Here is a 24,348-nt window from a genome sequence, read left to right as displayed (position 1 = left end):
TCGTCGATCACCACGCAGTGGTGGTGGGTCTTTCCGGCGTCGATGCCGGCCCAGATCGCTGTCACTCGCCTCTCCACAGGTCGTGTTCGTACAGGTACCACGGACGACCTCGCTGTCGAGTCCCTACTGAGCGATCAGTGCCGCAATTCCTAATGAGCAGCCGAGTCGTCGTGGGGGCCCGGCGGCGAATCGCAGTCAGCCACGGACGGCAGAGAGCTGAAAGCCACACCCGGGCCCCCTGGGTGAGCCAACCCTACGAATGGCTCGCTCATCCCGATCAACAAGGTAGGGAGGGCTGAAGTGCAGTGGGCGCAGGAGGATGCGGCACGGGCCGCGGCGGCAGAACATGCCGTACGGATTCAGCGGGCCTTGGAGGAACAGCCGGCGATTCGGTGGCGGAATGAGAACGCCGCTTGGCGCAAGAAGCTGTCTGCCCGCCGTAACTGGACACTTGCCTTGCTTGGAGTAAGCCTTCCGTGTTTTGTGGCCTACCTCGTGGTAGGTGAGGACTCCCCGGCCAGGGGCCCCTTGTCGATCGCAGGGTTCTTGATGTTCCCAGGACTGGCATCCCTCGTGGCGTATCTGACTACGGCCATCCGCTACAACCTATGGCGGGGATGGTGAGCCGGGGTGCGACCGGCATCCTCGCGGTTGCGGAGGAGTACCGCGGTGGCCCAGCCGAGTGTCGACGAGAGCCAGTCACGTGTACCCGACAGAGTTCCTGGTATCCCAGGTTGGTCATGCTCGTCTTGCGTGCAAACCGAGGGACGTGAAGCCCGACTGAGACGCTGGCTGGTTCCTAGGTGCTTCAGCATCTTCCATGTCTTCGAATTATGGGAGATTCGGCAAGCGGGCTATTCTTGCGACGTTCTGGGCGTGAAACATTAAGGGGGATTCAGTGGGATTTAACTGGCGTATTCCTCTACCTGGCCCGTTCTCGGTTGGTGGGCGCATCGGCGGTTCGAGGCGTGCCCGAGGAGGAAGTGGCGGCCGGGGTGGGGCGGGCTGTGTCACGGCGATCTTTACCCTCCTCTGGTACTGCCTCGTCATCGAACTATGGCTGTGCTGGTGGCTGTTGAAGGTGTTCTTCTGGTATGGCGGGGCCATAGTATACAGGCTGATAACCAAACGCCCTTACGTCGTTCCATGTCGCCGCTGGGGTTTCCTTGTGTGGTGATGGAGGTTTCGTGCGTTCCGTCATTTTCTCTGTCTTATCTGTCGATGGCGAGCAGGAGGCGAAATCGCACTTGCCGGAGATTGTCACAAGGAGGGGGCGCCTGAGGTGGTAGTGCCAAGAAATTTCCAGTCAGGGGCCGGGCGTCGCGCCGGTAGCGCTTCACTTTGAAGGCCTGAAAAGGTTATTACTCCCGTGCCGGCGACTTCCGCATTTCGCTTAGAGGGCAGCCAGTTCGTCGCCCGCGGTCTACTCCTAGCCGATGCCGCGCTGAAGAGCCGTTCGAGCGCAAGTCGCAGGTCGCGGCGGGCAATGGTGGTGGTGCGCTTCTCAGGCTTTTGGGCTGGGTCGGGGGTGAAGAGGCCGCCGAAGGTGCCCCAGACGCGGGGTTTGCGGGAGCGGATGAGGACGGGTTCGGCCAGGTGGGGGCAGTGGCGCAGGGCGAGCGGGGCGTAGCGTTCGGGGGTTTGGTGCAGAGCATGCCTTCGGGCCAGGCGGGGGTTTCGTCGGCCGACTCGGGTTGGCGCATGAGGAAGAGCCAGCCTTGCGCGGTGCGGCCGGCGGGGTGGCCGCAGACTTGGCACAGCAGGTGGAACATGGCCTGGCGTTGCCGGGCGCTGTGCATGACGCGGAAGTCGGGATGTCCCTCCCCTTGAGCCTCGGTGATGCGGGCCCACAGGACGCCGTGGCGGTCGCGGTCCTGGGGGACTTCGTCCTCGTAGGCCAGGCCGGTTCCGTCCGGGCGGATGGTCAACGCGCCCCCTGGTTGCGGGATTTTCGTTGCTCCAGCGGGCGGCATACGGGACGGGGAGGTTCTTCGGGCCCCACGTCAGGAGCCGGGGCGTGGGGTTGGGCATCGGGTGTCCAGCCCTTCGCGGCTGTGGTGATGGGGGAGGCTGCAACACCCGGGGCGCGTCCGGCCTCTGCCCCGTGAGCGTCGGCGCGTTCGGGACAGTGGGACAGGTGGGACGCGGTGGGGTGTTGCAGCCTCCCGGGGTGAGTGGGCGGGGTGCCCGGTGTCAGTGGGTGGTGGTGTAGAGGGCTTCGGTGCGGTCGCCTGAGAGGGTCAGGTAGGCGATCTCGACCACGCGGCCGGTGGTGTCGGTGGTGGCGCGCTCGATGGACAGGACCGGCACGCCCAGGGCGATGCGCAGCGTCTCCGCCTCGGCCGACGTCGGTGGGCGCGCTGTGACGCGTTCGACGGACAGGGCCAGGCGGGTTCCTGCGGCGCTCAGGCGGGTGCGGGTGTCGGTGCCCCAAGGGCAGGGTTCCGGTTCGGGGTGCCGGCCGTCGCGCGGGAGGAGGGCGGCGGGGGTGTAAGTGGTGGTGATGCTGTGCGGGGTGCTGCCGCGCTGCTGGCTGACGAAGACCGTCTCGACCAGGGGCGTTCCCTGGGGCACCTTCAGCAGCCTGGCGAGGGACCGGCGCGCCGGGACTTCGCGGACCTTCACCTCGGTCTCCACGCTTGCCGGGGGCGTGGGGACGAGGCCCGGCGTGCTGGTGTAGCCGATGCGCTGGTGTGGGGCGCGGACGACGTTGCCGATGCCGTGGCGCTTGTCGAGTAGCCCTTCGGCCTGGAGGACGCCGAGGGCCTGCCGCAGGGTGGGGCGGCCCACCCCCGTAGCGTTCGGCAAGGGCATCCTCGGCCGGCAGGCGCGAGCCGGGTGCCAGCGCCCCCGTCCTGATCTGGCGGCGGAGGTCTTCCGCGATGGGCTCGTAGCGGTTGGCCATGACGTCACTCACCTCTCCGGCCGCAGGGGGACGTTGTCGAGGAACGCGCGCAGGACATGCGGTGTGGAGGGGGAGCGGGCGGCCGTTGTAGCGGAAGCAGCGCGCACGTGCGGGGATGAGGCGTGAGCCAATCGTGCAGCATCTCGTAGCCGAGACGTGCAAGATTGACGATAGCCGACCGCTTCTCCCAGTCTGGGCGCTTTCGCCTGCGGCGATCTTCCGAGACTGGACGCTCCCGCCTGCGGCGCTGCCCTCGGGGCTTGTGGTCGCGAGATGTGAGCCAAGCCACGCGGAGGTTCCATAAGCGCCGGACGGCACCGCGAGACAAGGTTGTCTGGTGGCCCGTCAGGGGAACGCTGCCCCCATGCTCTCGGGTGACGTACGCAACAACGAGCGGCGTGGTCGGTCGCTCAGAGACGGTCTGTGCAGGCAAGCACTGAACTGAGACGGGAAGTGAGACGCACACACGGCAAGAGGGCGGGTCCCGTGGGACCCGCCCTCTTGCCTGTCCTGCTCACGCGGTAGCGGAGGGATTTGAACCCTCGGTGGAGTTGCCCCCACACTCGCTTTCGAGGCGAGCTCCTTCGGCCGCTCGGACACGCTACCGGGAGGAAGCCTATCTCACCGGCGGCCCTGGGCCGAACCGGATGTGCGGTGCCGGGGGCGGGGATCGGGGCCGGGCGTGGCACCGGCCGCGGGTGGGGGCGCGGCCGGGGCACGGAAGAAGTCGGTGAGCAGGCGGCCGCAGTCCTCCGCCAGGACCGCGCCGATCACCTCGGGACGGTGGTTGAGCCGCCGGTCGCGCACCACGTCCCACAGCGAGCCGGCCGCTCCGGCCTTGGGGTCGGCCGCCCCGTAGACGACCCGGTCGACCCGGGCCAGGACGATCGCCCCGGCGCACATCGTGCAGGGTTCGAGCGTGACGACCAGCGTGCAGCCGGACAGCCGCCAGTCGCCAAGCCGCCTGGCCGCGGCGCGCAGGGCCACGATCTCGGCGTGCGCGGTCGGGTCACCCGTCGCCTCGCGCTCGTTGCGGCCGAGGCCGAGCGGCACGCCGCTCGCACCTCCCGGGCCGAGCAGGACGGCTCCGACCGGCACGTCTCCCGTTTCAGGCGCCGTGGCGGCCTGGGCGAGCGCCTCGCGCATCGCGGGCCGCCACGGATCGCGCAGCGGGTCGGGCACCGCCGGGTCGCCGGCGGCGCGTTCTGCCTCGGTCACGGCGGCGTCAGGGCCGTCACCTGACCGCCTCGAGCACGTCCGCGCAACCCAGCGCCTCGGCGATCTCGCTCAGCGCGTCGTCCGGGGTGAGCTTCAGCACGGTGCCGGCATCGATGCCGAGGTCCCCCAGGATGTCGGCCTCGCCGATCGGCCCCCGCGGCACCGCGTCGGCGCTGCCGGTGTCGTCACGGTCTTCGGCCTCGTCCTCTTCGGCGTCCTCGGCGCCGTCGAGGTCCACGAGCTGCTCGAGGACGTCGGTGTCCTCCGGCTCACGGCCGAGCAGCTCATCGGTGAGCAGGATCTCGCCGTACGCGCTGCGCATCGCGCGTGCGGCGTCGGAGATGAAGACGCGCGGGTCGTCCTCGCCGTCCACGCGGACGAGGCCGAACCAGGCGCCTTCCTGCTCGATGCAGACGAGAACCGTCTCGTCATCAGGAGCGGCCGCGCGGGCCAACTCGGCCAGCTCGTCCAGACTCTCCACGTCGTCGAGCTCTGTATCACTCGCTTCCCAACCATCATCGGTCCGCGCGAGCAGTGCGGTGAAGTACACCGTGACTCTCCCCACTCGGTTTGGCAGTGCCACGTGCATCGTGGCAGAAAAGGGGTGAGCTGTCGGGTAACTCGGCAGTTCACCAATGGAATGTCCGCGCGCGCTGCGCCCAGCGCAGGCGGACGTGACAGTCGCGGCACGGTTGGCGTTCGGGCATGGGCTGTTCCTTCGAGGTCCTTCGAGGTGTCCCTCCACGCACCACTCTCCATGTCGCCGCCGCCCTTTGTCCACCGGGGTCCACGTCGGGAAACACCGGGAAACACCAGGAAAGACGCCGGTCAGTGCCGGAGTGCCGGAGGCGTTCGATACTGTCGCACGCATGCGGACCCATGTCGTCGACCACCCGCTGGTGGCGCACAAGCTGACCACGCTGCGCGATGCGCGTACCGACTCCCCGACGTTCCGGCGGCTGGCCGACGAGCTGGTCACCTTGCTGGCTTACGAGGCGACCCGCGATGTGCGCACCGAACTGGTGGACATCGCCACGCCGGTGGCCAAGACCACCGGCGTGCGGCTCTCCCATCCCCGACCGCTGGTGGTGCCGATCATACGGGCCGGTCTCGGCATGCTCGACGGCATGGTGCGGTTGCTGCCCACCGCCGAGGTGGGGTTCCTCGGCCTGGTGCGCGACGAGGAGACGCTGCAGGCCACCACCTATGCCAACCGCATGCCGGAGGACCTGTCCGGCCGCCAGGTCTACGTGCTCGACCCGATGCTGGCCACCGGCGGCACGCTCGTGGCGAGCATCAAGGAGCTGATACGGCGCGGGGCCGACGACGTGACGGCCCTCTGCCTGCTCGCGGCGCCCGAGGGCGTGGAGCGGCTGGAGGCCGAGCTGGCCGACGCTCCCGTGACGGTGGTCACCGGGGCGCTCGACGAGGGGCTGAACGAGCGGGGGTTCATCGTGCCGGGGCTCGGGGACGCCGGCGACCGGATGTACGGGACGGTGTCCTGAGCGCCGCGCCGGCACCGCTGGCCGCGCCGTCCGGCCCGGCCGGTGCCGTCTCGCCCGGGGCGGGGCCGCGGGTTCAGCAGGCGGGGGACTCCGAGGCGCTCGCGGAGCCGGACGGGTCGCCGGAGGGCGACGCCTCCTGACCGCTCAGCTCGGCGAGGCGGCGGGCGGACTCGCCGGCCGGGCTCAGCCGGGTGAAACCGTCGCCGATGACGAAGTCCACGGTGTCGGGTTCGTCGCCGTGGCCGCCGGGCTGCGGGGCGCCGGTGTCCGCGCCCTCGAGCTGGGTGCCGAGCACGGTGAGCGCGCCGGAGCGTTCGGCCGCCGCGCCGCCGAGCAGCAGGGCGGGGGCCGAGACCTTGCCGTCCAGGCTCGCGGGCGCGTTGGCCACCTCGCCGATGGTGAAGCCGCGTTCGGCCAGCGCGTCCGCGGTGTCCTGGGCCAGGCCCTGGCGCTGGGTCGCGTTGTACACGTTGACGGTGATGGCGGAGGGCTCGGGCAGATCGGCGCGCGCGGGGGGCGCGCCCGGGCAGTCCTGCTTCTCGGCGACCTGCCCGGCCCTGGCCTCGGAGGAGTCCTCGTCCCCGGAGAAGACGTCGACGAGTTCGAGGGTCCCGTAGCCCAGCAGGCCGAGCAGGACGAGCGTGGTGAGCGCGGCGAGGATGGCACGCCGACGGCGGCGCGGGGGCCGCATCCTGGGATACACATCGCCTGTGACGCGGAACTTCTTGCCGCCCAGGCCCGGAGGCGTCAGCATGCTCATGGCCGCAGCGTAGCCACGCGAACGCCGGGTGCCCAATAAATGATCAGCTGAATGGTGCGCGCGGCCCCGAACGGGCCACCGCACGCCGCTCGCGCGGTCTCGTGGGGCGTGTCAGCCCAGTTCGAGCACGCGGGCGTGCAGGACCTGGCGCTGCTGAAGCGCGGCGCGCACCGCCCGGTGCAGCCCGTCCTCCAGGTACAGATCGCCCTGCCACTTGACGACGTGGGCGAACAGGTCTCCGTAGAAGGTGGAGTCCTCGGCGAGGAGCGTCTCGAGGTCGAGCTGCTGCTTCGTGGTGATCAACTGGTCGAGGCGGACCGGGCGCGGCGCGACGTCTGCCCACTGCCGGGTGTTGTCCCGGCCGTGGTCAGGATACGGTCGTCCGTTGCCGATGCGCTTGAAGATCACACGGAGAGCCTACCGGGCGCGGCCCTTTCCACGCAGCCTCGCGGCATCGTCCGTTGCCGAGCGCCGTCGCCGGTCACCGTCGGCCGGGGGCGCTCCCTCCTGGCCGGCGCCGGTCGAGGGCACGCGGCGGGCGCGGGCCACCCCCGGGGCCGGGGCCCGGCGGCGACGGGCTCAGTGGGCGGCGGGCAGGCGCTCGGCGTAGCTGCCGACGGCGTGCGCGATCAGCTTGACCCCGGCTTCGAGGGCCTCGGCGCCGATGTTGCCGTGGTCGTCGCAGGCCGCGTGGTAGCAGGGGTCGAAGGGGGCGCCCGGGGTGCCGCCCCAGGCTTCGGCCTGCGCCTCGGTCTTGATGCCCTCCGCGCCGGTGTACGCCCCGCCGGCCGGGATGCCGGCGGCCAGGAAGGGGGCGTAGTCGCTGCGGCCGTCGAACCGGGCGGGCGCGGGGGAGTCGCCCCGGGCGCGCAGGAAGGCGGTGAGGTCCTCGCTGACGGCGGCCGAGCGCGCCGGGTCGGCGTCGGGGTCGGCGGCGTAGACGAAGATGCCGTGGTTGGGTGAGCCGATCATGTCGAAGTTCAGGTAGAGGGCCACGTCGGAACGCTCCGCCGCGGAGAGCCCGGCCACGTAGTGCTTCGAGCCGAGGAGGCCCTCCTCCTCGGCCGACCACAGCGCGAACCGCACCCGGTTGCCGTGCCGGCCGGCCGGGTCCACGGCCGCCAGCCGCAGCGCGGTCTCCAGCACGCCCGCGGCACCCGAGCCGTTGTCGTTGATGCCGGGGCCCTCGGGAACCGAGTCGAGGTGGGCGCCGACCAGCACCGTGCGGGAGGGGTCACCGCCGGGCGAGTCGGCGAGGACGTTGGTGGTCGTGCGGCGCTCGGAGCGTTCCCTGAGCTCCAGCCTGACCCGCACCTCGCTCCCGTCCGCGAGCGCCTGGTGCAGCTCCGCGCCGTCCTCCTGGCCGATGCCGCCGACCGGGATGCCGGCCGGGGAGTCGGCATCCAGGGTGCCGGAGAGGGCGCCCGGCACGTTGTTGCGCACCACGGCGCCGACGGCGCCCGCCGCGGCGGCGTTGGCCGCCTTCCGCGCGAAGGTGCACTCCCCGCGCTCGATGAGCGCGATGCGCCCCCGGAACGCGCCCTCGGGGAAGTCGCCGCTCTCGCAGCCGTCGCCCGCGTCGGCCAGGGGGGCCTCGACGCCGCCCTCGGGGGTGCTGGCGGTGTACGTCATCAGCCGGATCGGGAGGGCGCGTTCCCGCGGGGTGAGCTGGGTCAGCCGCTCGGCCACCGGCTCGCGGTGGTCGAAGTCGAAGCGCTGGTAGGTGACGTCGTATCCGGCCGCCTCGAGCAGCCGCCCCGCGTAGCGCGCGGAGCGCTCGTGGCCCGGGGTGCCCGCGGCGCGGCTGCCCCCGGCGCCGTCGGCGATCCGCTGGAGGGCGGCGAGGTGCCGGGTGGCGCCCTCGGCGGTGGTGGCGGCGACGAGGGCCCGTTCCAGGTGCCCGGCCGGGGCGGGGGCGGCGCCAGGAGCGGGGGCCTGGGGCAGGGGCGTGGGCGAGGTGAGTGTGGTCACGGTGGCCAGGAGCAGGGCAGAAATTACTGTCACAAAATGTGACGATAGCTTAGGTTTTGCCCGAATCTCGGAATGCAAGATCGGTTTGACCTCGCCCTCGATGCGGTCAAGAGTTCGAGACATGGGTGGGGTGATCAGCGGCTTCGCGATCATCGCCGGCGTCATCGCCACCGGATACGTGCTCGGCCGCCGCGGTTCGCTCGGGGAGAACGGCCGGGAGGTCCTCACCCGGCTCGCCTTCCACGTCGCGACGCCCGCGCTGCTGTTCGTCACGCTCTCGCGGGCCGACCTCTCCGCGATCGTCTCCTCCTCCCTGCTGGTCTCCGCACTCAGCACCCTGGCCGTCGTCGGCGCGTTCCTCGCCTTCGGCGCCGCCCGCGGCTGGGGCGTGGGGCCGAGCACGGTGGGCGCCCTGTGCTCCGGCTACGTCAACGCGGGCAACCTCGGCATCCCGATCGCCGTCTACGTGCTCCACGACGCCTCCGTGGTGGCGCCCGTGCTGCTCTTCCAGCAACTGGTGCTGACGCCCGTGGCCCTCACCGCTCTCGACCTGGCCGCCGAGCCGGCGTCCGCCTCTGCGGCCGGGGCGGAGTCCGGGGACCGGTCCGGGGCCGAATCCGGGGCGGAGGGGCGCTGGGCGGGGGTGGCGCGGCGGCTGGTCACGCCGTTCCGCAACCCGGTCGTCCTCGGCTCCCTCGGCGGGGTCTCCGTCGCCGCCTGCGGGCTCACCGTGCCCCACACGCTGCTGGAACCGGTCACGCTCGTGGGCAACATGGCGGTGCCCGCCGTCCTGCTCGCCTTCGGCATCTCGCTGCGCGGCTCGGCGGTGCCGGGGCGCGGCCCGGAGCGGTCCCAGGTGCTGCTCTCCGTGCTGCTGAAGTCGGTGGTCCAGCCCGCGGTGGCCTGGCTCCTCACGGTGACCCTGTTCCCCCTGGGTGCCGCGGACCGGCTGAACGTCGTGGTGATCGCCGCCCTGCCCGCCGCCCAGAACCTCTTCACCTACGCCTCCCGCTACGCCACCGGCACGCGACTGGCCCGGGAGTCGATCCTGCTGTCCACGGCCCTGTCGGTCCCGGTCCTCACGGTGACGGCCGCCCTGCTCGGCTGAGCGGCGGGGCCGGGGTCGGGGGTGTGGTCCGGGGTACGGGGCGGGGGTACGGGCGGGGTTGTGGGCCGGGTGGCGGCGGGGGCCGGGGCGCTCGGGCCGGGCGGGGCGCACGCTTCGAGCGCGGGTGGTGCGGGTAGCGCGGGTGGTGCGGATGGCGCGGGTGGTGCGGATGGCGCGGGTGGTGCGCCGGAGCGTTCGGGGGCTCGCGTGGGGTCAGGTGGCCTCGTGGGGCGCGGAGTTCGGCGGGTGCGCCGGGTCCTCGCGGAACCCGGCTGCCAGGCGTTCGAGTCCGAGGCCGCTGATGAGGAGCCGTTCCTTGGCGTTGCTCAGCAGGCCGGCCGTCCAGGTGACGAAGCCGCCGTCGGCGAAGGCGAACTCGGCGCCGCCGGGTGGCGTGCCGTGGAGCTCGAAGCACGCGCCGGTGTAATAGCCGCGGCCGTGCGCCCGGCCGTCGTCGAACGAGAAGTCAACCCGGGGATGTTCCTCCGCCAGCGGGCCGAGCACCGCGTCCCGCAGGGCGGCGCGGTGGACCCCGCCGGTCAGGTCGGTCAGGCCGACACGCACCCCGGCGAGGCGGATGCCGAGGCCGCGGGCCGCCGCCAGCAGGTCGAGGTGCAGGCGCAGGTGCTCGCGCAGGGTGGCGGTCTCGAAGCGGAACGACCCCTCGTCCCGGCCCGCCGTGCAGAGGCCGAGCAGCGCGAAGTGCGCGGCCATGCCCGGCGCCGCCAACGCCTGGGCGCGCACCATCCGCCCGGTCGCGCCCAGGCGCACGCGGGCGCGCCCGCCGCCCTGGGCGCGGCGGCGCAGGGCGCACTCCAGGGCCAGGACGTTGGTCGAGTCCGCGAGGACCTCGCTGGTGCGGACGGTCGTCACCACCTTGTTCTGGTCCACGGTGGCCACCGCCGAGTGCGCGCCGAGCGGGGCGAGCGGGGAGAGGGCGAGGCCGGTGAAGCCGTGGGCGTCCAGCCGCTCGTGGACGAGGGCCTCCAGCCGCGCCAACTCGCCCGCGGGCAGCGCGGAGGGGGTGGTGAAACGGTTCCGCTCGTAGGCGGCAAGCACCTGGGCCGGGGTGACGGCGGCGGCCCGGCGCCTGGCGACCTCAAGCAGCAGCGTCTGCAGGTCGGTGGGGGAGAGGCGTGTGGTCAGGGCGTCGAGCAGGCCGGGCACGCCGGCCGCGGCCAGGATGCGGGCGAGCCGCTTGTCGTGCTCGCCGCCGGTGCCGTGGGCCGAGGATGCGTGCGCCATCGCCACATCGTGCCGCGCGCGGGGAGCGGCCGCATCCGAATAGCCGCGGGAAGGACCGGGGCGGGGCGCTCCCGGGCCACCGGGGCCAGGACCCGCGAACGGGGCGCGGCGGCGGCCAGGGCGGCCCGGCCCCGCGACGGCCCGCGGCCGCCGGGGCCTGGCTCCTCGCTGTCCGGGACACCCCCCGGCTGCGGCCCGGTTCCGCCTCGGTCCGGGGGTGGGGGGCGCGTGGCCGGGCGGCGTGCGCGGTGGGGTTAACCCCAGCAAAAGTATGGGGCTGCTGGTATGGGAACGGGGCTTGGCGGACGTCAGGCTTGAGACATGAGCGCGATGGGATGGGCGGATTCCGCGGGGAAGACCGCGGTGGGACATGCGAGCGGGTCGCCGGCGGGGCGGGAGGCGGGGCAGGTCTCCGGCGCCGGGCGGTTCTGGCGCCGACTCGGCTATCTGCTGGGCGGGTTGCCGGTCGGCATAGCCGCGTTCACGGCCGGGGTGACGGGGCTCTGCTTCGGCGTGGGCACCTTCCTGATCTGGATAGGGCTGCCCGCCCTGGTCGGGACCCTGTTCCTGGCCCGGGCCTTCGCTGCCCTCGAGCGCCGCCAGGTCGCGGCGGTCACCGGCCGGCCGATCCCGGCGCCCCGGTACCGGATACCGTCGGCGGGCGAGTCAGGGCTGGCCCGCCTGCTCGGGGCGCTGGGAGACGCGCAGTCCTGGCGCGACCTCGCGCACCTGGTGGCCGCGTTCCCGATACGCGTCCTGACCTTCTCCCTGGCTTTCACCTGGACCGTCGGCGGCCTGGGCGAGTTGCTCTACGCCACGTGGTCCTGGCCGCTGCCCCGAGACGACGAGGGGGGCCTGCTCGACCTGATGTTCGGGATAGACGGGAGGCTGCCCGACGTGGCGTTCAACACGGCGATCGGCGTGGTGCTGCTGGCCACGGCGGTTCCGATGCTGCGCGGCCTGACCGCCCTGCAGACCTCGCTGGCCCGTGCCCTGCTGGGCGGTCGGCCGGCGGCCTCCGCCCAGGGCATATCCGGCTGAGGCGCGGGCCCGGGGCGGCGTGCGGCCGGCGGCGCCAGGGGCGGGCGGCGCCCCGGGCCGGGCGAGGGCGGTCCCCCCGAGGTCGGCCACTCGGGGGAGAATCCACCCCATGGCCACCGGACCGCAGACCTTCGACGATCTCCTCGCGGTGCTCCAGGAGCGCCGGCCCGCGCTGACGCGTTCGCAGCGGATGCTGGCCGACCGGGTGCTCGCCGACCCGGAAGGCGTCGCCTTCATGACGGTGTCCGAGCTGGCCGCCGCGGTGGGGGTCAACGAGGCGACCGTCGTCAGATTCGCCACCAGCGTGGGCCTGGAGGGCTACCCGGGGCTGACCCGGCTGTGCCGCGAGCGGCTGCGTGAGCAGGCACAGTTGCTGCGCCGCTACACCAGCCTCGAGCAGCTGAGCAGTGACGGCGGGGACCTGCTGGACCGGGCGGTCGCGCTGGACCGGGCCAACATCGCCCGCACCTTCGCCCGCATCGACCGGGCGGTCTGGGACGCGGCGGTGGGCGTGCTGGCGGAGGCGCCCCGGGTGCACGTGCTGGGGCTGCGGAAGTGCCACGCCCCGGCCTACCTGCTCGGCTACCTGCTGCGGATGCTGCGCGAGGACGTGACCACGCTGACCGCGGGGGCCGGGACGCTGACGGACGAGCTGCGCCGGGTGCGCGAGGGCGACTGTTTCGTCGCCATAGCCATCCACCGCTACTCGGCGGACACGGTGCGGGCCTCCTCCTGGGCACGGGCGCGCGGCGCGCGGTGCGTGGCGCTCACGGACAACGCATCCTCGCCGCTCGCCGCCTCGGGGCACCACGTGTTCTACGTGGATGCCTCGGGTCCCTCGGTGCTGCGCTCGCTCTCCGCGTTCACGGCCCTGGTGCAGGCCCTGGCCGCGGGGGTGGCGCAGCGGCGCGGGCAGGAGGTGCGGTCGGCGCTGCTGCAGGAGGAGGAGCTGCTGGAGGAGTTCAGCGTGTACGACCCAGAGCACCGGCGGTCGGAGCGCTGAGGACGTCGAGGCAGCCGGCGGCGCCCGCGGCGCGGGGGGCGGTGCCGGGCGTGGGCGAGGTCAGCGCGGCGAGGGCGGTCCTGAGGTCGGCCAGGGCGGCGGCCACCCAGGGCAGCGTCAGCGGGTCCTCCGCGCGCAGTGCCTGCCGGCGCTCGGCCGTCGTCTCGCCGTAGAGGAGGCTGGTGGCCATCCGGCAGCGCAGCGCGCCGGGTTCGTCGCCGAACGCCTCACCGGGGAGCACGCCGACGCCGTGCCGTTCGAGCAGTTCGGTGGCCAGGGCGGCGCCGCCGTCGATGCCCTTGGCGGCCAGGGCGGCGCGGTGCGGCTCGAAGTCGGGGTACAGGTAGAAGCCGGCCTCGGGGCGGCGGCAGGTGGCGCCGGCGGCGAGGAGTTCCGCGTGCACGGCCGCGGCCACCTTCGCGTGCAGGCGGCGGGCGGCGTCGACGTGCGCCAGCAGTTCGGGCGGGTCGGCGAGCACGTGGGCCGCCACCGCCTGCATGGGGGCGGCGAGGCTGGACCAGACCTCGCTGGCCACGCCCCTGAGCTCGGCCAGCACCGCGTCGCCCCAGGGGCCTTCGGGGAGCCGGGCGAAGCCGATGCGCCAGCCGCCCAGGGCCAGGGACTTGCTCAGGCCGGTGGTGATCACGGTCCGCTCGGGCAGGTGGGTGGCCGCGCTCGGCGCGCGGCTGCCGTCGTGGATCAGCTCGGCGTAGATCTCGTCGGCGACCAGGGCCAGGCCGTGCCGCTCGGCCAGTTCGCAGACGGCGCGGAGGTGTTCGGGCCTGGCGACGGTGCCCGTCGGGTTGTCCGGCACGGTGAGCACCAGCACGCCGGGGCCGCGCCTGGTGCGCAGGACGGCCTGCAGGCGTTCCGGGTCCGGCACGCCTCCGGCCTCGGGGGGCACGGGCACGCCGATGACGCGCTTGCCGGCCAGCGCGCTCTGCGCGGCGTAGCTGACCCAGGCCGGCCGGGGCAGGAACACGTCGCCCGGCAGGGTGGCGAGCAGGGCGAAGAGGAGTGGCTTGCTGCCAGGCGCGAACAGCACCCGGCCGGGTTCGGTGGGCAGCCCGCGCCTGCCGAACCAGCCGGCGGCGGCCTCCCGCGCCTCGGGGGAGCCGGCCACCGGGCCGTATCCGTTGCGGTCGGCGGCGGCGGTGAGCACCTCCACCACCGACTCGGGGACGGGCAGCCCCGCCTCGCCGAAGCCGAGGTGCAGCACCCGCTGCCCGGCGGCCCACCTCGCCCGCACCGCCTCGTCGATTGCCAGGGTCGCGGAGTGCGCGGTCATGGCACGCCACCTCTTTCGTTTGCTCTGCCGCGGTTGGTGCAAAAAGAATTGCATGACAAGAGGCATATGCAAAGGGCTTTGTGAGGGGGGAGGGGGCGTGGGCGGCGCGTTGGTCATCCTGCCGGGAGGCGGTTGCGGAGTTCCCTACGAAACGTCGCGAAGTTCCCCGCGCATGGCGGAACTCGGCGCCGTTCGGGGCCGGGCCGCGGTTGCGGCCATTGGGGAGGCGGCCAAGCATGAGGGGAGGGGGCGCGAGGCCCGGGGGCCCGCAGGACCTGGAGCGAACTGATGAGCCGAGAGCACCCGCGCTGCCTGGTCGCCGGCGCCACCGGCTACCTGGGCGGTCGGCTGGTTCCCGCGTTGCTGGCCGCCGGGTACCCGGTGCGCTGCCTGGCCAGGTCGCCGGAGAAGCTGCGCGACCGCCCCTTCGCCGACCGGGTGGAGGTGGTGCGGGCCGACGTCGCCGATCCCGGCTCGCTGGACGCCGCCCTGCGCGGCATCGAGGTGGCCTACTACCTCGTGCACGCCCTGGGCGCCGGTCCCGGCTTCGAGGAGCGCGACCGCCGCGCCGCCTTCGCCTTCGGGGAGCGGGCCCGGGCCGCGGGGGTACGCCGCCTGGTCTACCTCGGCGGCCTCGTTCCGGCCGGGGTGCCGCGGGGGCAGCTCACCCCGCACCTGCGTTCGCGCGCCGAGGTGGGAGACCTGCTGCTCGCCTCCGGCGTGCCGACGGCCGTGTTGCGCGCCGCGGTCGTCATCGGCTCCGGCTCGGCGTCCTTCGAGATGCTGCGCCAGCTCACCGAGCGGCTGCCGGCGATGGTGACCCCGCGCTGGGTGCGCACCCGCGTCCAGCCGATCGCGGTCGCCGACGTGCTGCGGCTGCTGGTCGGCTGCGCGCTGCTGCCCGACCACGTGAGCCGCGCGTTCGACATCGGCGGCCCCGACGTCGTGACGTACCAGGAGATGATGCGGCGCTATGCCGCGCTGGCCGGGCTGCCGCGGCGGCTGATCGTTCCGCTGCCGTTCCTCTCGCCCGGGCTCTCCAGCCTGTGGGTCGGCCTGATCACCCCGGTGCCCGGCAGCCTGGCGCGCCCGCTCGTCGAGTCGCTCCGGCACGAAGTGGTGTGCGGCGAGCGGGACATCGAGCGTTTCGTGCCGCCGCCGCCCGAGGGCGCGACCGGGCTCGACGCGGCGCTGCGGGCGGCGTTGCGCGCCTCGGACGAGCCGCGGCGCGTGCCCGGGGAGCGGGTGTCGCGCCGCCGCGCGCACCCCGCGGACCCCGCGTCGGGTGACCCGGCCTGGAGCGGCGGCAGCCGTTACGCCGACGACCGTTCGCGGCCGGTCGACGCGCCGCCGGAGGCGTTGTGGCGGGTGGTGGAGCGGATCGGCGGCAGTCAGGGCTGGTACTCCTCGCCGCTGGCCTGGTCCGTGCGCGGCTGGCTCGACACCCTCCTCGGCGGGGTCGGGCTGCGTCGCGGGCGGCGCGACGCGGAGCGGCTGCGGGTCGGGGACGTGCTGGACTTCTGGCGGGTCGAGGCCCTGGAGCCGGGGCGGCTGCTGCGGCTGCGCGCGGAGATGCGGCTGCCGGGGCCCGCCTGGCTGGAACTGCGCGTGGGGCGCGACGAGGAGGGGCGCACGGTCTACCGGCAGCGCGCGCTGTTCCTGCCGCGCGGGCTGGCCGGGCACGCGTACTGGTGGGCGCTGTGGCCGTTTCACGCCTGGGTGTTCGGCGGGATGGTGCGCAACATCGCCGCCGGGGCGGAACGGGTTGCCGCGGCGGATCTGGCGGCACACGCCGCCGCCCCCACCTCGGCCGCGCACTGAGCCGGAAGGGGCGCGCCGCGCGGGAACCGGGGGCGCGTGGGGGCGGTGGGGGGCGCGGAGGGGCGGTGGGGGGCGGGTGGTTTGTCTGGTTTTGCCGTGTGTGGCCGGTGGTGTCAGTGTGGAGGGAGTGGCCGTGGCACGGGAGCTGGGAGTACACCATGACGCAGGCGAGCGGACGGGGCGGCGGGGCGAGTGATGAGGCGGGCGTCGAGGCCGGGGCCGCGGCGGGCGAGGGGCGGGCGCCGGACGACGTGAGCCGGGTGCGGCGGCTGGAGACGCAGGTGGACATGCTGACCGAGGCGGTGCACGCCCTCATCGACGGCCTGGAGACCGATCCGGCGCACGAGCAGCCCGCGGACGGCCGCGCGGCCCGTGGCGCCAGGCTCGCGCGGGAACTGCTGCTCTCCAGCGGGCAGTGACTTCCGCTCGCCCGTAGGCGGTGACGGCCGTTCGCCCCGGGCGGTGACGGCCGTTGGCCCGCGGGCGGTGGCTGTCGTTCGCCCCGGGCGGTGGCTGTCGCTCGCCCGCGGGCGGTCAGCGGGGCTCCGATGCGGTCGCCGTGGCTGCCCGGCGGGTGGCCGTTCCGCCTTTGCGGGGGGCGGCAACCGCGGCGCTGCCGTGGGCGGTCGGGGCGGCCGGCCGGGCGGACCGGGTTTGGGCGGACTCGTGAGGCCGGGCGGTCAGCCCGTGACGCGCCGTGTTCACTCAGGTGGGTGGTTTCGCTCGCCGACTGTGTCGCGGCGGCGTGGCGGCGTAGAGGCTGGGCAGGTGGCCCACTCTTCTCAAACCTCCCCCGCCCCGCAATCTCCGCCGCCAGAACCCCCGCCGCCCGAGCCCCCGGCCGGCCCGCTTCCCGGGCTCCCCGCGCAGTCCTCCCCCGGCCTGCCGGCGGGGCCCGTTCCCGGGCTGCCCACGGGGCCGGTTCCCGGGCTGCCCCGGGGGGCCGCCACCGGGCCGTCGCCTGAGCCCCCCGGTCCCGGGTGCGCGCCGGGGCTGCCGCCGGGACAGCGCTCCGTCCCCCCGTCCGCCCCCGCGCCCTCCTCCGCGCTTCCCGCGCCGACGAAGGCGCCGTTCGCGCTCCCCACGCCGAAGGCGCCCTTCGCGCCCCCCGTCCTCTTCGCGCGCCCCCCAACCTCCGTACCCGCCGCGCCCCCCGTACCCGCCGCGGCCCCCGCGCCCGAGGAACCGGCCGCCCCGGCCGCCGGCGGCCCGGCCCCCGGCCCCAGCCCCGCCGGCCACCCGGCCCGCGGCCCGGCCCGCGCCCCGGGCGCCGGGGAGGGCGGCGGGCAGCCCTTCCGGCTGCCGGAGTTCTACACGCCCTATCCGGCGCGGCTGAACCCGCACGTCGAGGCGGCCAGGACGCACTCCAGGCAGTGGGCGCGCGACATGGGGATGCTGGAGGGTTCCGGGATCTGGGAGCAGGCCGACCTCGACGCCCACGACTACGCGCTGCTGTGCGCCTACACGCACCCCGATGCCTCCGCCGAGGACCTTGCGCTGGTCACCGACTGGTACGTGTGGGTCTTCTTCTTCGACGACCACTTCCTGGAGATCTTCAAGCGGACCCAGGACCGCGAGGGCGGCAAGGCGTACCTCGACCGGCTGCCGGCCTTCATGCCGATCGACCCCGGCGCCGACGTGCCGGAGCCGGTCAACCCGGTGGAGGCCGGGCTCGCCGACCTGTGGCGCCGCACCGTTCCCGCCATGTCCGCCGACTGGCGCGCCAGGTTCGCCGAGAGCACCGCGAACCTGCTGAACGAGTCGCTGTGGGAGCTGTCCAACATCAACGCCGGCCGCATCCCCAACCCCGTCGAGTACATAGAGATGCGGCGCAAGGTCGGCGGCGCGCCCTGGTCGGCGGGGCTGGTCGAGTTCGCCGCCCACGCGGAGGTGCCGGCGGCCATCGCGCACGCGCGCCCGATGCGGGTGCTGCGCGACACCTTCTCGGACGCCGTGCACCTGCGCAACGACCTCTTCTCCTACCAGCGGGAGGTGGAGAGCGAGGGGGAGTTCAGCAACGGCGTGCTGGTGCTCGAAACCTTCTTCGGCTGCGGCACGCAGGAGGCCGCCGAGGCGGTCAACGACCTGCTGACCTCCCGGCTCCAGCAGTTCGAGCACACCGCGCTCACCGAGGTGCCGCCGCTGTGCGCCGAGCACGGGCTCAGCCCGCAGCAGGGCGTCGACGTCCTCGCCTACGTCAAGGGCCTCCAGGACTGGCAGTCGGGCGGCCACGAGTGGCACCTGCGCTCCAGCCGGTACATGAACGAGCAGGCGGAGCGCGGGCGTTCCCCGCTGGGCCCGGGCATGGGCGCGCGGCTCGGCATCGGCTCGCTCGGCACCTCGGCCGCCGACGTCCGGCTCACCACGCGCCGCGCCGAGGCGGCCAGGGCCCGCCGCTACACGCACGTGCCGGGGCGGCGGGTGGGGCCCTCGCTGCTGCCGGAGTTCGAGATGCCCTTCGCCACCACGCTCAGCCCCTTCCTGCCGGGGGCGCGGCGGCACGTCGTCGCGTGGGCCCGCCGGATGGGCATGCTGGACGAGCCGCCCGGCGTGTGGAACGAGCGGAAGCTGATCGGCTTCGACTTCCCGCTGTGCGCCGCCGGCCTGCACCCGGACGGCACCCAGGAGAGCCTCGACCTCGCCTCCTGCTGGCTGACCTGGGGCACCTACGGCGACGACTACTACCCCGCGGTCTTCGGCCGCCGCCGCGACCTGGCGGGCGCCCGGCTGTGCACCGAGCGCCTGTCGGCCTGCACCGACCTCGCGGACCCCGGCTCGGCCCCGCCCGCGGCGAACGCCCTCGAACGGGGGCTCGCCGACCTGTGGCGGCGCACCGCGGAGCCGATGACGCCGGAGCAGCGCCGGGTCTTCCGCGACACGATCGAGGAGATGACCTCAAGCTGGCTGTGGGAGCTGGACAACGAGGCGCAGAACCGGATCCCCGAGCCCGTGGACTACATCGAGATGCGCCGGAAGACCTTCGGCTCCGAGTTCACGATGAGCCTGTGCCGCCTGCGGCGCGGCAGCGCCCTGCCGGCCGAGGTGTACCGCAGCGGGCCGGTGCGGTCGCTGGAGAACGCGGCGGCCGACTACGCCTGCCTGCTGAACGACCTCTTCTCCTACCAGAAGGAGATCGAGTGCGACGGTGAGATCCACAACGCCGTCCTCGTCGTGCAGCACTTCTTCGACTGCGACTACCCCACGGGAGTCGCCGTCGTCGACGACCTGATGAAGTCGCGGATGCGGCAGTTCCAGCACGTCGCGGCGCACGAACTGCCTGTCGTCGTCGAGGACTTCGGCCTGGACGAGGAGGGGCGCGCCGCCCTGGGCGGCTACGTGAGGGACCTGGAGAACTGGATGTCGGGCATCCTCACGTGGCACCGCGGATGCCGTCGCTACGCCGAGCGGGACCTGCTGCCGGGGCCGCTGCCACTCCCGGGCGGCCTCGGCACCTCCGCGGTCAGGATCGCCTGGCCAGGGGGCGGCGGCGCGGTGGGGACCGCCGGTTCCGGCGGCTGAAGCCGGGCCGCCCGATGCAGCAACGGGCCATCTCGGGCGCGCGCCACGGGAGTTCCGGCGCGTGCCCGGCGATGGCGGATCGGGCCTCTCGCCCTCCCGCGGGAGGGGGGCAGCCCCAGGCGAAAGGTTCCAGCACCCTGTCTATCGCTCTCGGTAATCGGATATGTACTCTAGGTTCCGTGCGCCTCGACGAGGATTTCTTCGCGAATCCGTACGAGCACTACGCCCACCTGCGTGCCGGCCGTTCGGTGCACCTCGTCACGAGCCCGGACGGCACCCCGGCGTGGCTGGTGACGCGTTACGCCGACGTCAGAGCGGCCCTCTCGGACCCGCGGCTCTCGACGAACGCGGCGCACAGCAACGGCTGCGGCTACCGTGGCCTGCCGCTGCCCCCGGCCCTGCGCAACGACCTCCTGCACCTCGACCCGCCGGACCACACCCGGCTGCGCCGCCTGGTCTCGCACGCCTTCAAACGGCGCTCGGTGGAGAGCCTGCGCCCCCTGGTGCAGGCGCGCGCCGACGCCCTGCTGGATGCCCTGCCCGACCGGTCAGGTGGCGGCGGCCGGCCGGGGGAGAGGCGCGGGGACCTGATGGCCTCGCTCGCCCTGCCCCTGCCGCTGCTGGTCGTCTGCGACCTGCTCGGCGTCCCGGAGGAGGAGCGCGGCCGCATCGCCTCCTGGACGGACACCCTGCTGATCCCCGGGCGCCCGGCCGCGGTCGCGGCGGCCATGCGGGACGCCGAGCGGCAACTGCGCGAGGTCATCGCGCGCAAGCGCCGCCGGCCGGGGCCCGACCTGCTCAGCGGGCTGATCGAGGCCAGGGACGCCCAGGGCAGGCTGAGCGAGGACGAACTGGTCAGTGTGGCCTTCGTCATCCTCGCCGCCGGCCACGAGACCACGGCCAGCTTCATCTGCAACGCGGTGCTCGCCCTCCTCGACCCCAGGCTCCACTGGGAACGGCTGCTGCACCACCCGGAGTTACTGCCCGGGGCGATCGAGGAGCTGCTGCGGTACGACGGGCCGCTGTCGCTCGCCATCCGCAGGTTCGCCACCGAGGACATGACGATCGGCGGCGTGCGGGTGCGGGCCGGGGACTCGGTGCTGCTCTCCCTCGCCTCGGCCAACCGGGACGAGGAGCAGTTCCCCTGCCCGGACGAGGTACGCCTCGAACGGATGCCGCAGGGGCACCTGGCCTTCGGGCGCGGCACCCACCTGTGCCTGGGCATCCCGCTGGCGAGGCTCCAGGCGGAGATCGCCCTCTCCACCCTGCTGCGCCGCGCTCCCAAACTGGAACTGGCAGTCCGGCGAGAGGAGTTGATCTGGCGTCCCTCGCACCGCACGCGGCACCTGACCGCCCTGCCCGTCACGTTCTGACCCATTGGCCCGCTGAGAGGCGAATCGATTTTGTTCATGCCCATTCCCGGCGGTCCGCTGCATCCGCGCTCCGCCGAGCTGGAGGCCCAGGCCTACGACTGGGCGCTGCGGCGCGGCCTGGTGGACGCGGAAGGGCACCGGCGGCTGGCCGCCTCCCGCGTCGTCACCCTGGCCACCAGCTACTACCTGACCGCGCGCTACCGCGAGATGGCGGTGCTCGCCCGGTGGTACGTATGGCTGCTGACGCTGGACGACTGGTACGACGAGGCGCCGCCGGCGGGGGCCGGGCGGGGCGGGGCGGGCGCCCACCGGGACGCCGCGGGACCGGGGAGCGCCGGCCGCGGGCCGGGGAGCGCGGGCCGCGGGCCGGGGGCTGCGGCCTTCCGGGCGGCGCTCGCCGAGGACCTGTGGCCGGCCACGCGCGCGCGGATGTCCCCGGCCTGGCGGGCGAGGTTCGGGCGGCACCTGCGCGAGTGCGTCGCGGGCTACCGGTGGCAGGCGGCCGTCAGGACGGGCCGGGTGCCCCCGCCCGAGCCTGCCGAGTACATCGCCTGGCGGCGCAGGTCGTTCGGGGCGTACCCGATCTTCGATCTGATCGAGTTCGTGGAGCGGCAGGAGTTCGGCGCCCCCCTGCGGCAGGACGCGGCGGCGGCCGAGCTGGTCGCCGCGGCCAGCGACGCCATGGCCTGGACCAACGACCTGCACTCGCTGGAGCGTGACCTCGCCTGCGGGGAGCGCGGCAACCTGGCGCTCGTGGTGGCCGCGGCCACCGGCGGCGGCCGGGACGAGGCCGCCGCCCGGGTCGAGGAGATGATCGCGGAACGGCTGCGCGCCCTGCTGCGGGCCCGGGCGGCCCTGCTGCCGCTTGGCCCGCAGGGGCGGCTGCTCGGCGACCGGGTCTGCGCGGCGGTGCGCGGGGCCTGGGACTGGCACCGGGCGAGCGCCCGTTACCGGCCGGGGCCCCGCGCACCGCACGCGGGTGGCGTCGTCAGCCGAGCTGCGCGCTGACCCGCTCCGCCTGGTAGGCGAGGGCGGTGGCGGCGGCGGTGGAGACGTGGCCGCCGTGCGCCCGGTCCAGGTCGCGGGCGAAGTCGCCGAGGGCGTCGGCGGCCTGCCGCGGGTGGTCCCGGTCGAGCTGCCGCTGCGCCTGGTCGAGATCGGCGCGCAGGCTCCGGATCAGGCCGGCGCCGGTGACGTCCCCGCTGCCGGCGTAGCCGTCGAGGGCGTCCGCGAGGGAGCGCACGCCGCCGGGCGTCCAGTAGTCCGGCACCGGCACCTGGCCGAAGTCCATGTCGGTGGCCAGGTAGAACCCGGTGTACGAGGGCTGGTTGTACGCCGTCTGCTGGCGCGCCACCTCGGCCCGGTACTGCGGGTCCTGCATGAGCGTGTACAGCTTGTGCCCGGTCACCTCGGTGGAGGTGTAGAAGCGGATCGCGGAGCTGTCCGTGGTGCGTACCGCCAGCTCCTCGCGCCAGTCGCCGAACAGGTCGGCCACCAGCGAGGGGTTGCCCTTGGTGCCGTTGTTGGTCAGCGTGCCCTCCGCGGTCACCAGGGTGCCGCGCTGCCAGTCGTCGATCGTCGGCGTCTGGTCGTTGTAGCCGTTCACGATCTGGGTGGACAGGTCGGCGGCGAAGTGGATGCTCTGGTCGGTGCCGGGCGTCGCGTCGCCGAGGTGCTCGCCCGAGGCGCTGAACAGGCCGCTCTCGGAGGACTCCTGCGGCATCGAGGCCCAGTTCTCCAGCCCGGGCGAGTCGGGGTCGACGTCGCCGATCATGCCGCGCCCGGTGTCCCTGCCGCTGTAGGCGCCGAAGAGGACCTCACCGGTGGCGGCGTCGCGCATGGCGTAGCCGTAGGGGGCCGAGGTGGCGCCCTCGTGCACGGTGAAGATCTCAAGACCCGGGCGGTTCGGGTCGATGTCGGTCACGTGCATCGCGTCGCCGTGGCCGAGCCGGACGTTCTGCCCGGGCACGCTGCTCTCCGGCGGCGCGACGTCGTAGGAGCTGTAGAGCAGGCTGCCGTCGTCGTCCAGGGTGGCGGAGCCGTAGACGATCTCCTGGCGGCCGTCGCCGTCCACGTCCGCGGAACTCAGCGAGTGGAAGCCCTGCGTGGTCATCGAGCCGTACTCGGGGTCGGTGCCGTCCACGCCGTGCGGGGAGTCGTTGAACGGGTTGGACATCGGGGTCCAGCCGCTGTCCACGTTCCACTCCTTGCGCAGGTGCTCGCCGTCCCAGGTGTAGGCGGCCAGGGTGGTGCGGGTGTAGTAGCCGCGGGCGAAGACGGCCGAGGGGTGGGCGCCGTCGAGGTAGGCGACGGTGGACAGGAAGCGGTCCACGCGGTTGCCCGGCTCGATGCGGGACATCGCGTAGTCGCCCCACATCAGGCCGTCGTCGTGGCGGCCCGGCTCGTAGGGGACGGTCTCCAGCTCCGCGCCGCTTTCGCCGTCGAAGACCGAGAGGTACTCGGGGCCGTCAAGGACGAAGCCCTCGAACTCCCGCAGCTTGTTGTTGGCGCTGCGGCCGGGGGCGTAGACGTCGATGAAGTAATCGGCGAGTTCCTCGGCGTCCGCCTGGGAGAGCGGGTAGTCGTAAGCCGGCTCGATGCCGAAGCACTCCTCCAGCGTGGCGGGCCAGTTCCCGGCCCTGACCTCCGGCTGGTCCTGCCAGTTCCGGAACATGTCCACGACGTGGTCGTAGTAGTCCTCCGCGCTCATCCGGTAGTCGTCCTGGTTGGAGTAACCGGCGCGGATGTCGGCGCGGGGCATGGTGATGTAGCGCTCGGAGCGGACGCTGCCGTCGGCGTTGTACCGGATGGTCCTGGTGCCGGGCGCGGTCTTGAACATGATCTCGGAACGGCCGTCGCCGTCGAAGTCGTACACCAGGAACTGCGTGTAGTGGGCGCCCGCCCGGATGTTCGGCCCCAGGTCGATGCGGTTGAGCAGGGTGCCGTCGAGCTCGTAGGTGTCGAGGTAGACGTTGCCGGTGTAGCCCCGCTGGGAGACGTCCTTGGCGTTGGACGGGTACCACTTGACGACGTACTCGTACTCCCCGTCGCCGTCCACGTCGCCGACCGACATGTCGTTGGCCGAGTAGGTGTACTCCTCGCCCGCGGGGGTGACGCCGTCGGCGGGCTTCGTCAGGGGCAGGTCGACGTAGTCCCGGGACCAGGGGGAGACCGGGTCGCTGAGGTCGACCTCGGCGCCGTCGACGACGGCGGCGACGCGGTAGGTGGCCTCGCCGTCGGCGTCCTGGTCCAGGTAGTTGGTGCTGTCGTCGACGGTCGCGATGCGCTCGCCGTCGCGGTAGACGTGGAAGTCGGCACCGGTGAGGCCGGTTTCCGAGTGGCCGGTGACCTCGTCGGCCAGCAGGCGCCAGGAGAGGAAGACGCCCTCGTCGGTGCCGACGGCCACCAGGCCGCGGTCCAGCTCCTCCAACTGCACGCGGTCGGCGGGCGTTGCGCCGTGCCCGTTGCCGTGGCCGCCGGGCGAGGCGGCCTGGGCGGCGGGGCCGCCGGCCAGCAGCAGGCCGGCGAGCGGGACGACGGCCCAGCGCCGCGATCGTTGTCCGTGGGGTCTCATGCGGGTGGCCCTTCGCT

The 24,348-nt window shown here is 73.6% G+C and carries 18 protein-coding genes, 1 tRNA gene and 1 pseudogene; 9 read left to right on the top strand and 11 right to left on the bottom strand.

The annotated features are described in order from the left end of the window. Positions 1–2,193: 2,193 nt before the first annotated feature. The 5 genes and pseudogenes from D7294_RS33800 to D7294_RS27795 all read right to left on the bottom strand — a co-directional run bounded on the left by D7294_RS33800 (position 2,194) and on the right by D7294_RS27795 (position 4,673). On the bottom strand, positions 2,194–2,790 hold the full coding sequence (locus tag D7294_RS33800) for a GntR family transcriptional regulator (protein WP_158674707.1): 597 nt from the start codon (positions 2,788–2,790) through the stop codon (positions 2,194–2,196). 46 nt (positions 2,791–2,836) lie between these two features. Continuing rightward, positions 2,837–2,905 (bottom strand): annotated as a pseudogene (locus D7294_RS34060) (hypothetical protein); the annotation flags it as partial. A 519-nt stretch (positions 2,906–3,424) separates the two neighbouring features. Then, positions 3,425–3,511 (bottom strand) — tRNA-Ser (locus tag D7294_RS27805). A 15-nt stretch (positions 3,512–3,526) separates the two neighbouring features. Further along, positions 3,527–4,051: a tRNA adenosine(34) deaminase TadA gene (gene tadA, locus D7294_RS27800; RefSeq protein ID WP_120684563.1), complete on the bottom strand. Its 525-nt coding sequence runs from the start codon at positions 4,049–4,051 to the stop codon at positions 3,527–3,529. Between the two features lie 88 nt (positions 4,052–4,139). Continuing rightward, positions 4,140–4,673 carry a tRNA adenosine deaminase-associated protein gene (locus tag D7294_RS27795; protein ID WP_120684555.1) on the bottom strand — a complete coding sequence of 178 codons (534 nt, stop codon included), beginning with the start codon at positions 4,671–4,673 and terminating at the stop codon, positions 4,140–4,142. Positions 4,674–4,992: 319 nt separating this feature from the next. On the opposite strand from D7294_RS27795, the gene upp reads away from it, so the two are divergent. Beyond that, positions 4,993–5,628 carry a uracil phosphoribosyltransferase gene (gene upp, locus D7294_RS27790; RefSeq protein ID WP_120684554.1) on the top strand — a complete coding sequence of 212 codons (636 nt, stop codon included), beginning with the start codon at positions 4,993–4,995 and terminating at the stop codon, positions 5,626–5,628. Between the two features lie 73 nt (positions 5,629–5,701). On the opposite strand, the gene D7294_RS27785 is transcribed toward upp, so the two are convergent. The 3 genes from D7294_RS27785 to D7294_RS33795 all read right to left on the bottom strand — a co-directional run bounded on the left by D7294_RS27785 (position 5,702) and on the right by D7294_RS33795 (position 8,392). Next, complete coding sequence (locus D7294_RS27785; protein ID WP_241562671.1) at positions 5,702–6,388, bottom strand: LytR C-terminal domain-containing protein; 687 nt, start codon at positions 6,386–6,388, stop codon at positions 5,702–5,704. Between the two features lie 111 nt (positions 6,389–6,499). Next, positions 6,500–6,796 carry a type II toxin-antitoxin system VapB family antitoxin gene (locus tag D7294_RS27780; RefSeq protein ID WP_052847392.1) on the bottom strand — a complete coding sequence of 99 codons (297 nt, stop codon included), beginning with the start codon at positions 6,794–6,796 and terminating at the stop codon, positions 6,500–6,502. Positions 6,797–6,967: 171 nt separating this feature from the next. Continuing rightward, positions 6,968–8,392, bottom strand: coding sequence for a M28 family peptidase (locus tag D7294_RS33795; protein ID WP_277751122.1), 1,425 nt, complete (start codon positions 8,390–8,392; stop codon positions 6,968–6,970). A gap of 88 nt (positions 8,393–8,480) precedes the next feature. Here D7294_RS33795 and D7294_RS27770 point away from each other — a divergent pair, with 88 nt between their 5' ends. Beyond that, positions 8,481–9,467 (top strand): AEC family transporter, encoded by a 987-nt coding sequence (locus D7294_RS27770; RefSeq protein ID WP_120684552.1) that lies wholly within the window; start codon positions 8,481–8,483, stop codon positions 9,465–9,467. 213 nt (positions 9,468–9,680) lie between these two features. On the opposite strand, the gene D7294_RS27765 is transcribed toward D7294_RS27770, so the two are convergent. Further along, entirely contained in the window at positions 9,681–10,712 is a 1,032-nt protein-coding gene (locus D7294_RS27765) for a hypothetical protein (RefSeq protein WP_120684551.1), read from the bottom strand. A gap of 321 nt (positions 10,713–11,033) precedes the next feature. Here D7294_RS27765 and D7294_RS27760 point away from each other — a divergent pair, with 321 nt between their 5' ends. Beyond that, complete coding sequence (locus tag D7294_RS27760) at positions 11,034–11,753, top strand: sensor domain-containing protein (protein ID WP_241562670.1); 720 nt, start codon at positions 11,034–11,036, stop codon at positions 11,751–11,753. 109 nt (positions 11,754–11,862) lie between these two features. Continuing rightward, on the top strand, positions 11,863–12,756 hold the full coding sequence (locus D7294_RS27755; protein WP_120684549.1) for a MurR/RpiR family transcriptional regulator: 894 nt from the start codon (positions 11,863–11,865) through the stop codon (positions 12,754–12,756). Here the strand turns inward: D7294_RS27755 and D7294_RS27750 are convergent. After that, complete coding sequence (locus tag D7294_RS27750) at positions 12,716–14,044, bottom strand: pyridoxal phosphate-dependent aminotransferase (RefSeq protein ID WP_120684548.1); 1,329 nt, start codon at positions 14,042–14,044, stop codon at positions 12,716–12,718. The two genes, D7294_RS27755 and D7294_RS27750, sit on opposite strands and share 41 nt — an antisense overlap. Before the next feature lie 288 nt (positions 14,045–14,332). Here D7294_RS27750 and D7294_RS27745 point away from each other — a divergent pair, with 288 nt between their 5' ends. From D7294_RS27745 to D7294_RS27720, 5 genes are all read left to right on the top strand, one after another. Continuing rightward, positions 14,333–15,865, top strand: coding sequence for an SDR family oxidoreductase (locus D7294_RS27745; RefSeq protein ID WP_120684547.1), 1,533 nt, complete (start codon positions 14,333–14,335; stop codon positions 15,863–15,865). Positions 15,866–16,023: 158 nt separating this feature from the next. Beyond that, positions 16,024–16,284 (top strand): hypothetical protein, encoded by a 261-nt coding sequence (locus D7294_RS27740; RefSeq protein ID WP_120684546.1) that lies wholly within the window; start codon positions 16,024–16,026, stop codon positions 16,282–16,284. 967 nt (positions 16,285–17,251) lie between these two features. Further along, positions 17,252–19,384: a terpene synthase family protein gene (locus tag D7294_RS27730; RefSeq protein WP_422070749.1), complete on the top strand. Its 2,133-nt coding sequence runs from the start codon at positions 17,252–17,254 to the stop codon at positions 19,382–19,384. 179 nt (positions 19,385–19,563) lie between these two features. Further along, positions 19,564–20,757: a cytochrome P450 family protein gene (locus D7294_RS27725; RefSeq protein WP_241562669.1), complete on the top strand. Its 1,194-nt coding sequence runs from the start codon at positions 19,564–19,566 to the stop codon at positions 20,755–20,757. A 36-nt stretch (positions 20,758–20,793) separates the two neighbouring features. After that, positions 20,794–21,765, top strand: a complete 972-nt coding sequence (locus D7294_RS27720) for a terpene synthase family protein (RefSeq protein ID WP_120684544.1) — start codon at positions 20,794–20,796, stop codon at positions 21,763–21,765. On the opposite strand, the gene D7294_RS27715 is transcribed toward D7294_RS27720, so the two are convergent. Next, positions 21,746–24,331: a rhamnogalacturonan lyase gene (locus tag D7294_RS27715; protein WP_158674706.1), complete on the bottom strand. Its 2,586-nt coding sequence runs from the start codon at positions 24,329–24,331 to the stop codon at positions 21,746–21,748. The two genes, D7294_RS27720 and D7294_RS27715, sit on opposite strands and share 20 nt — an antisense overlap. Positions 24,332–24,348: the final 17 nt, after the last annotated feature.

This window comes from Streptomyces hoynatensis, from assembly GCF_003626535.1.
GTDB lineage: Bacteria > Actinomycetota > Actinomycetes > Streptomycetales > Streptomycetaceae > Streptomyces > Streptomyces hoynatensis.
Note: the sequence above shows the minus strand (reverse complement) of the source record. Positions and strands in the feature narration are given on the sequence as shown.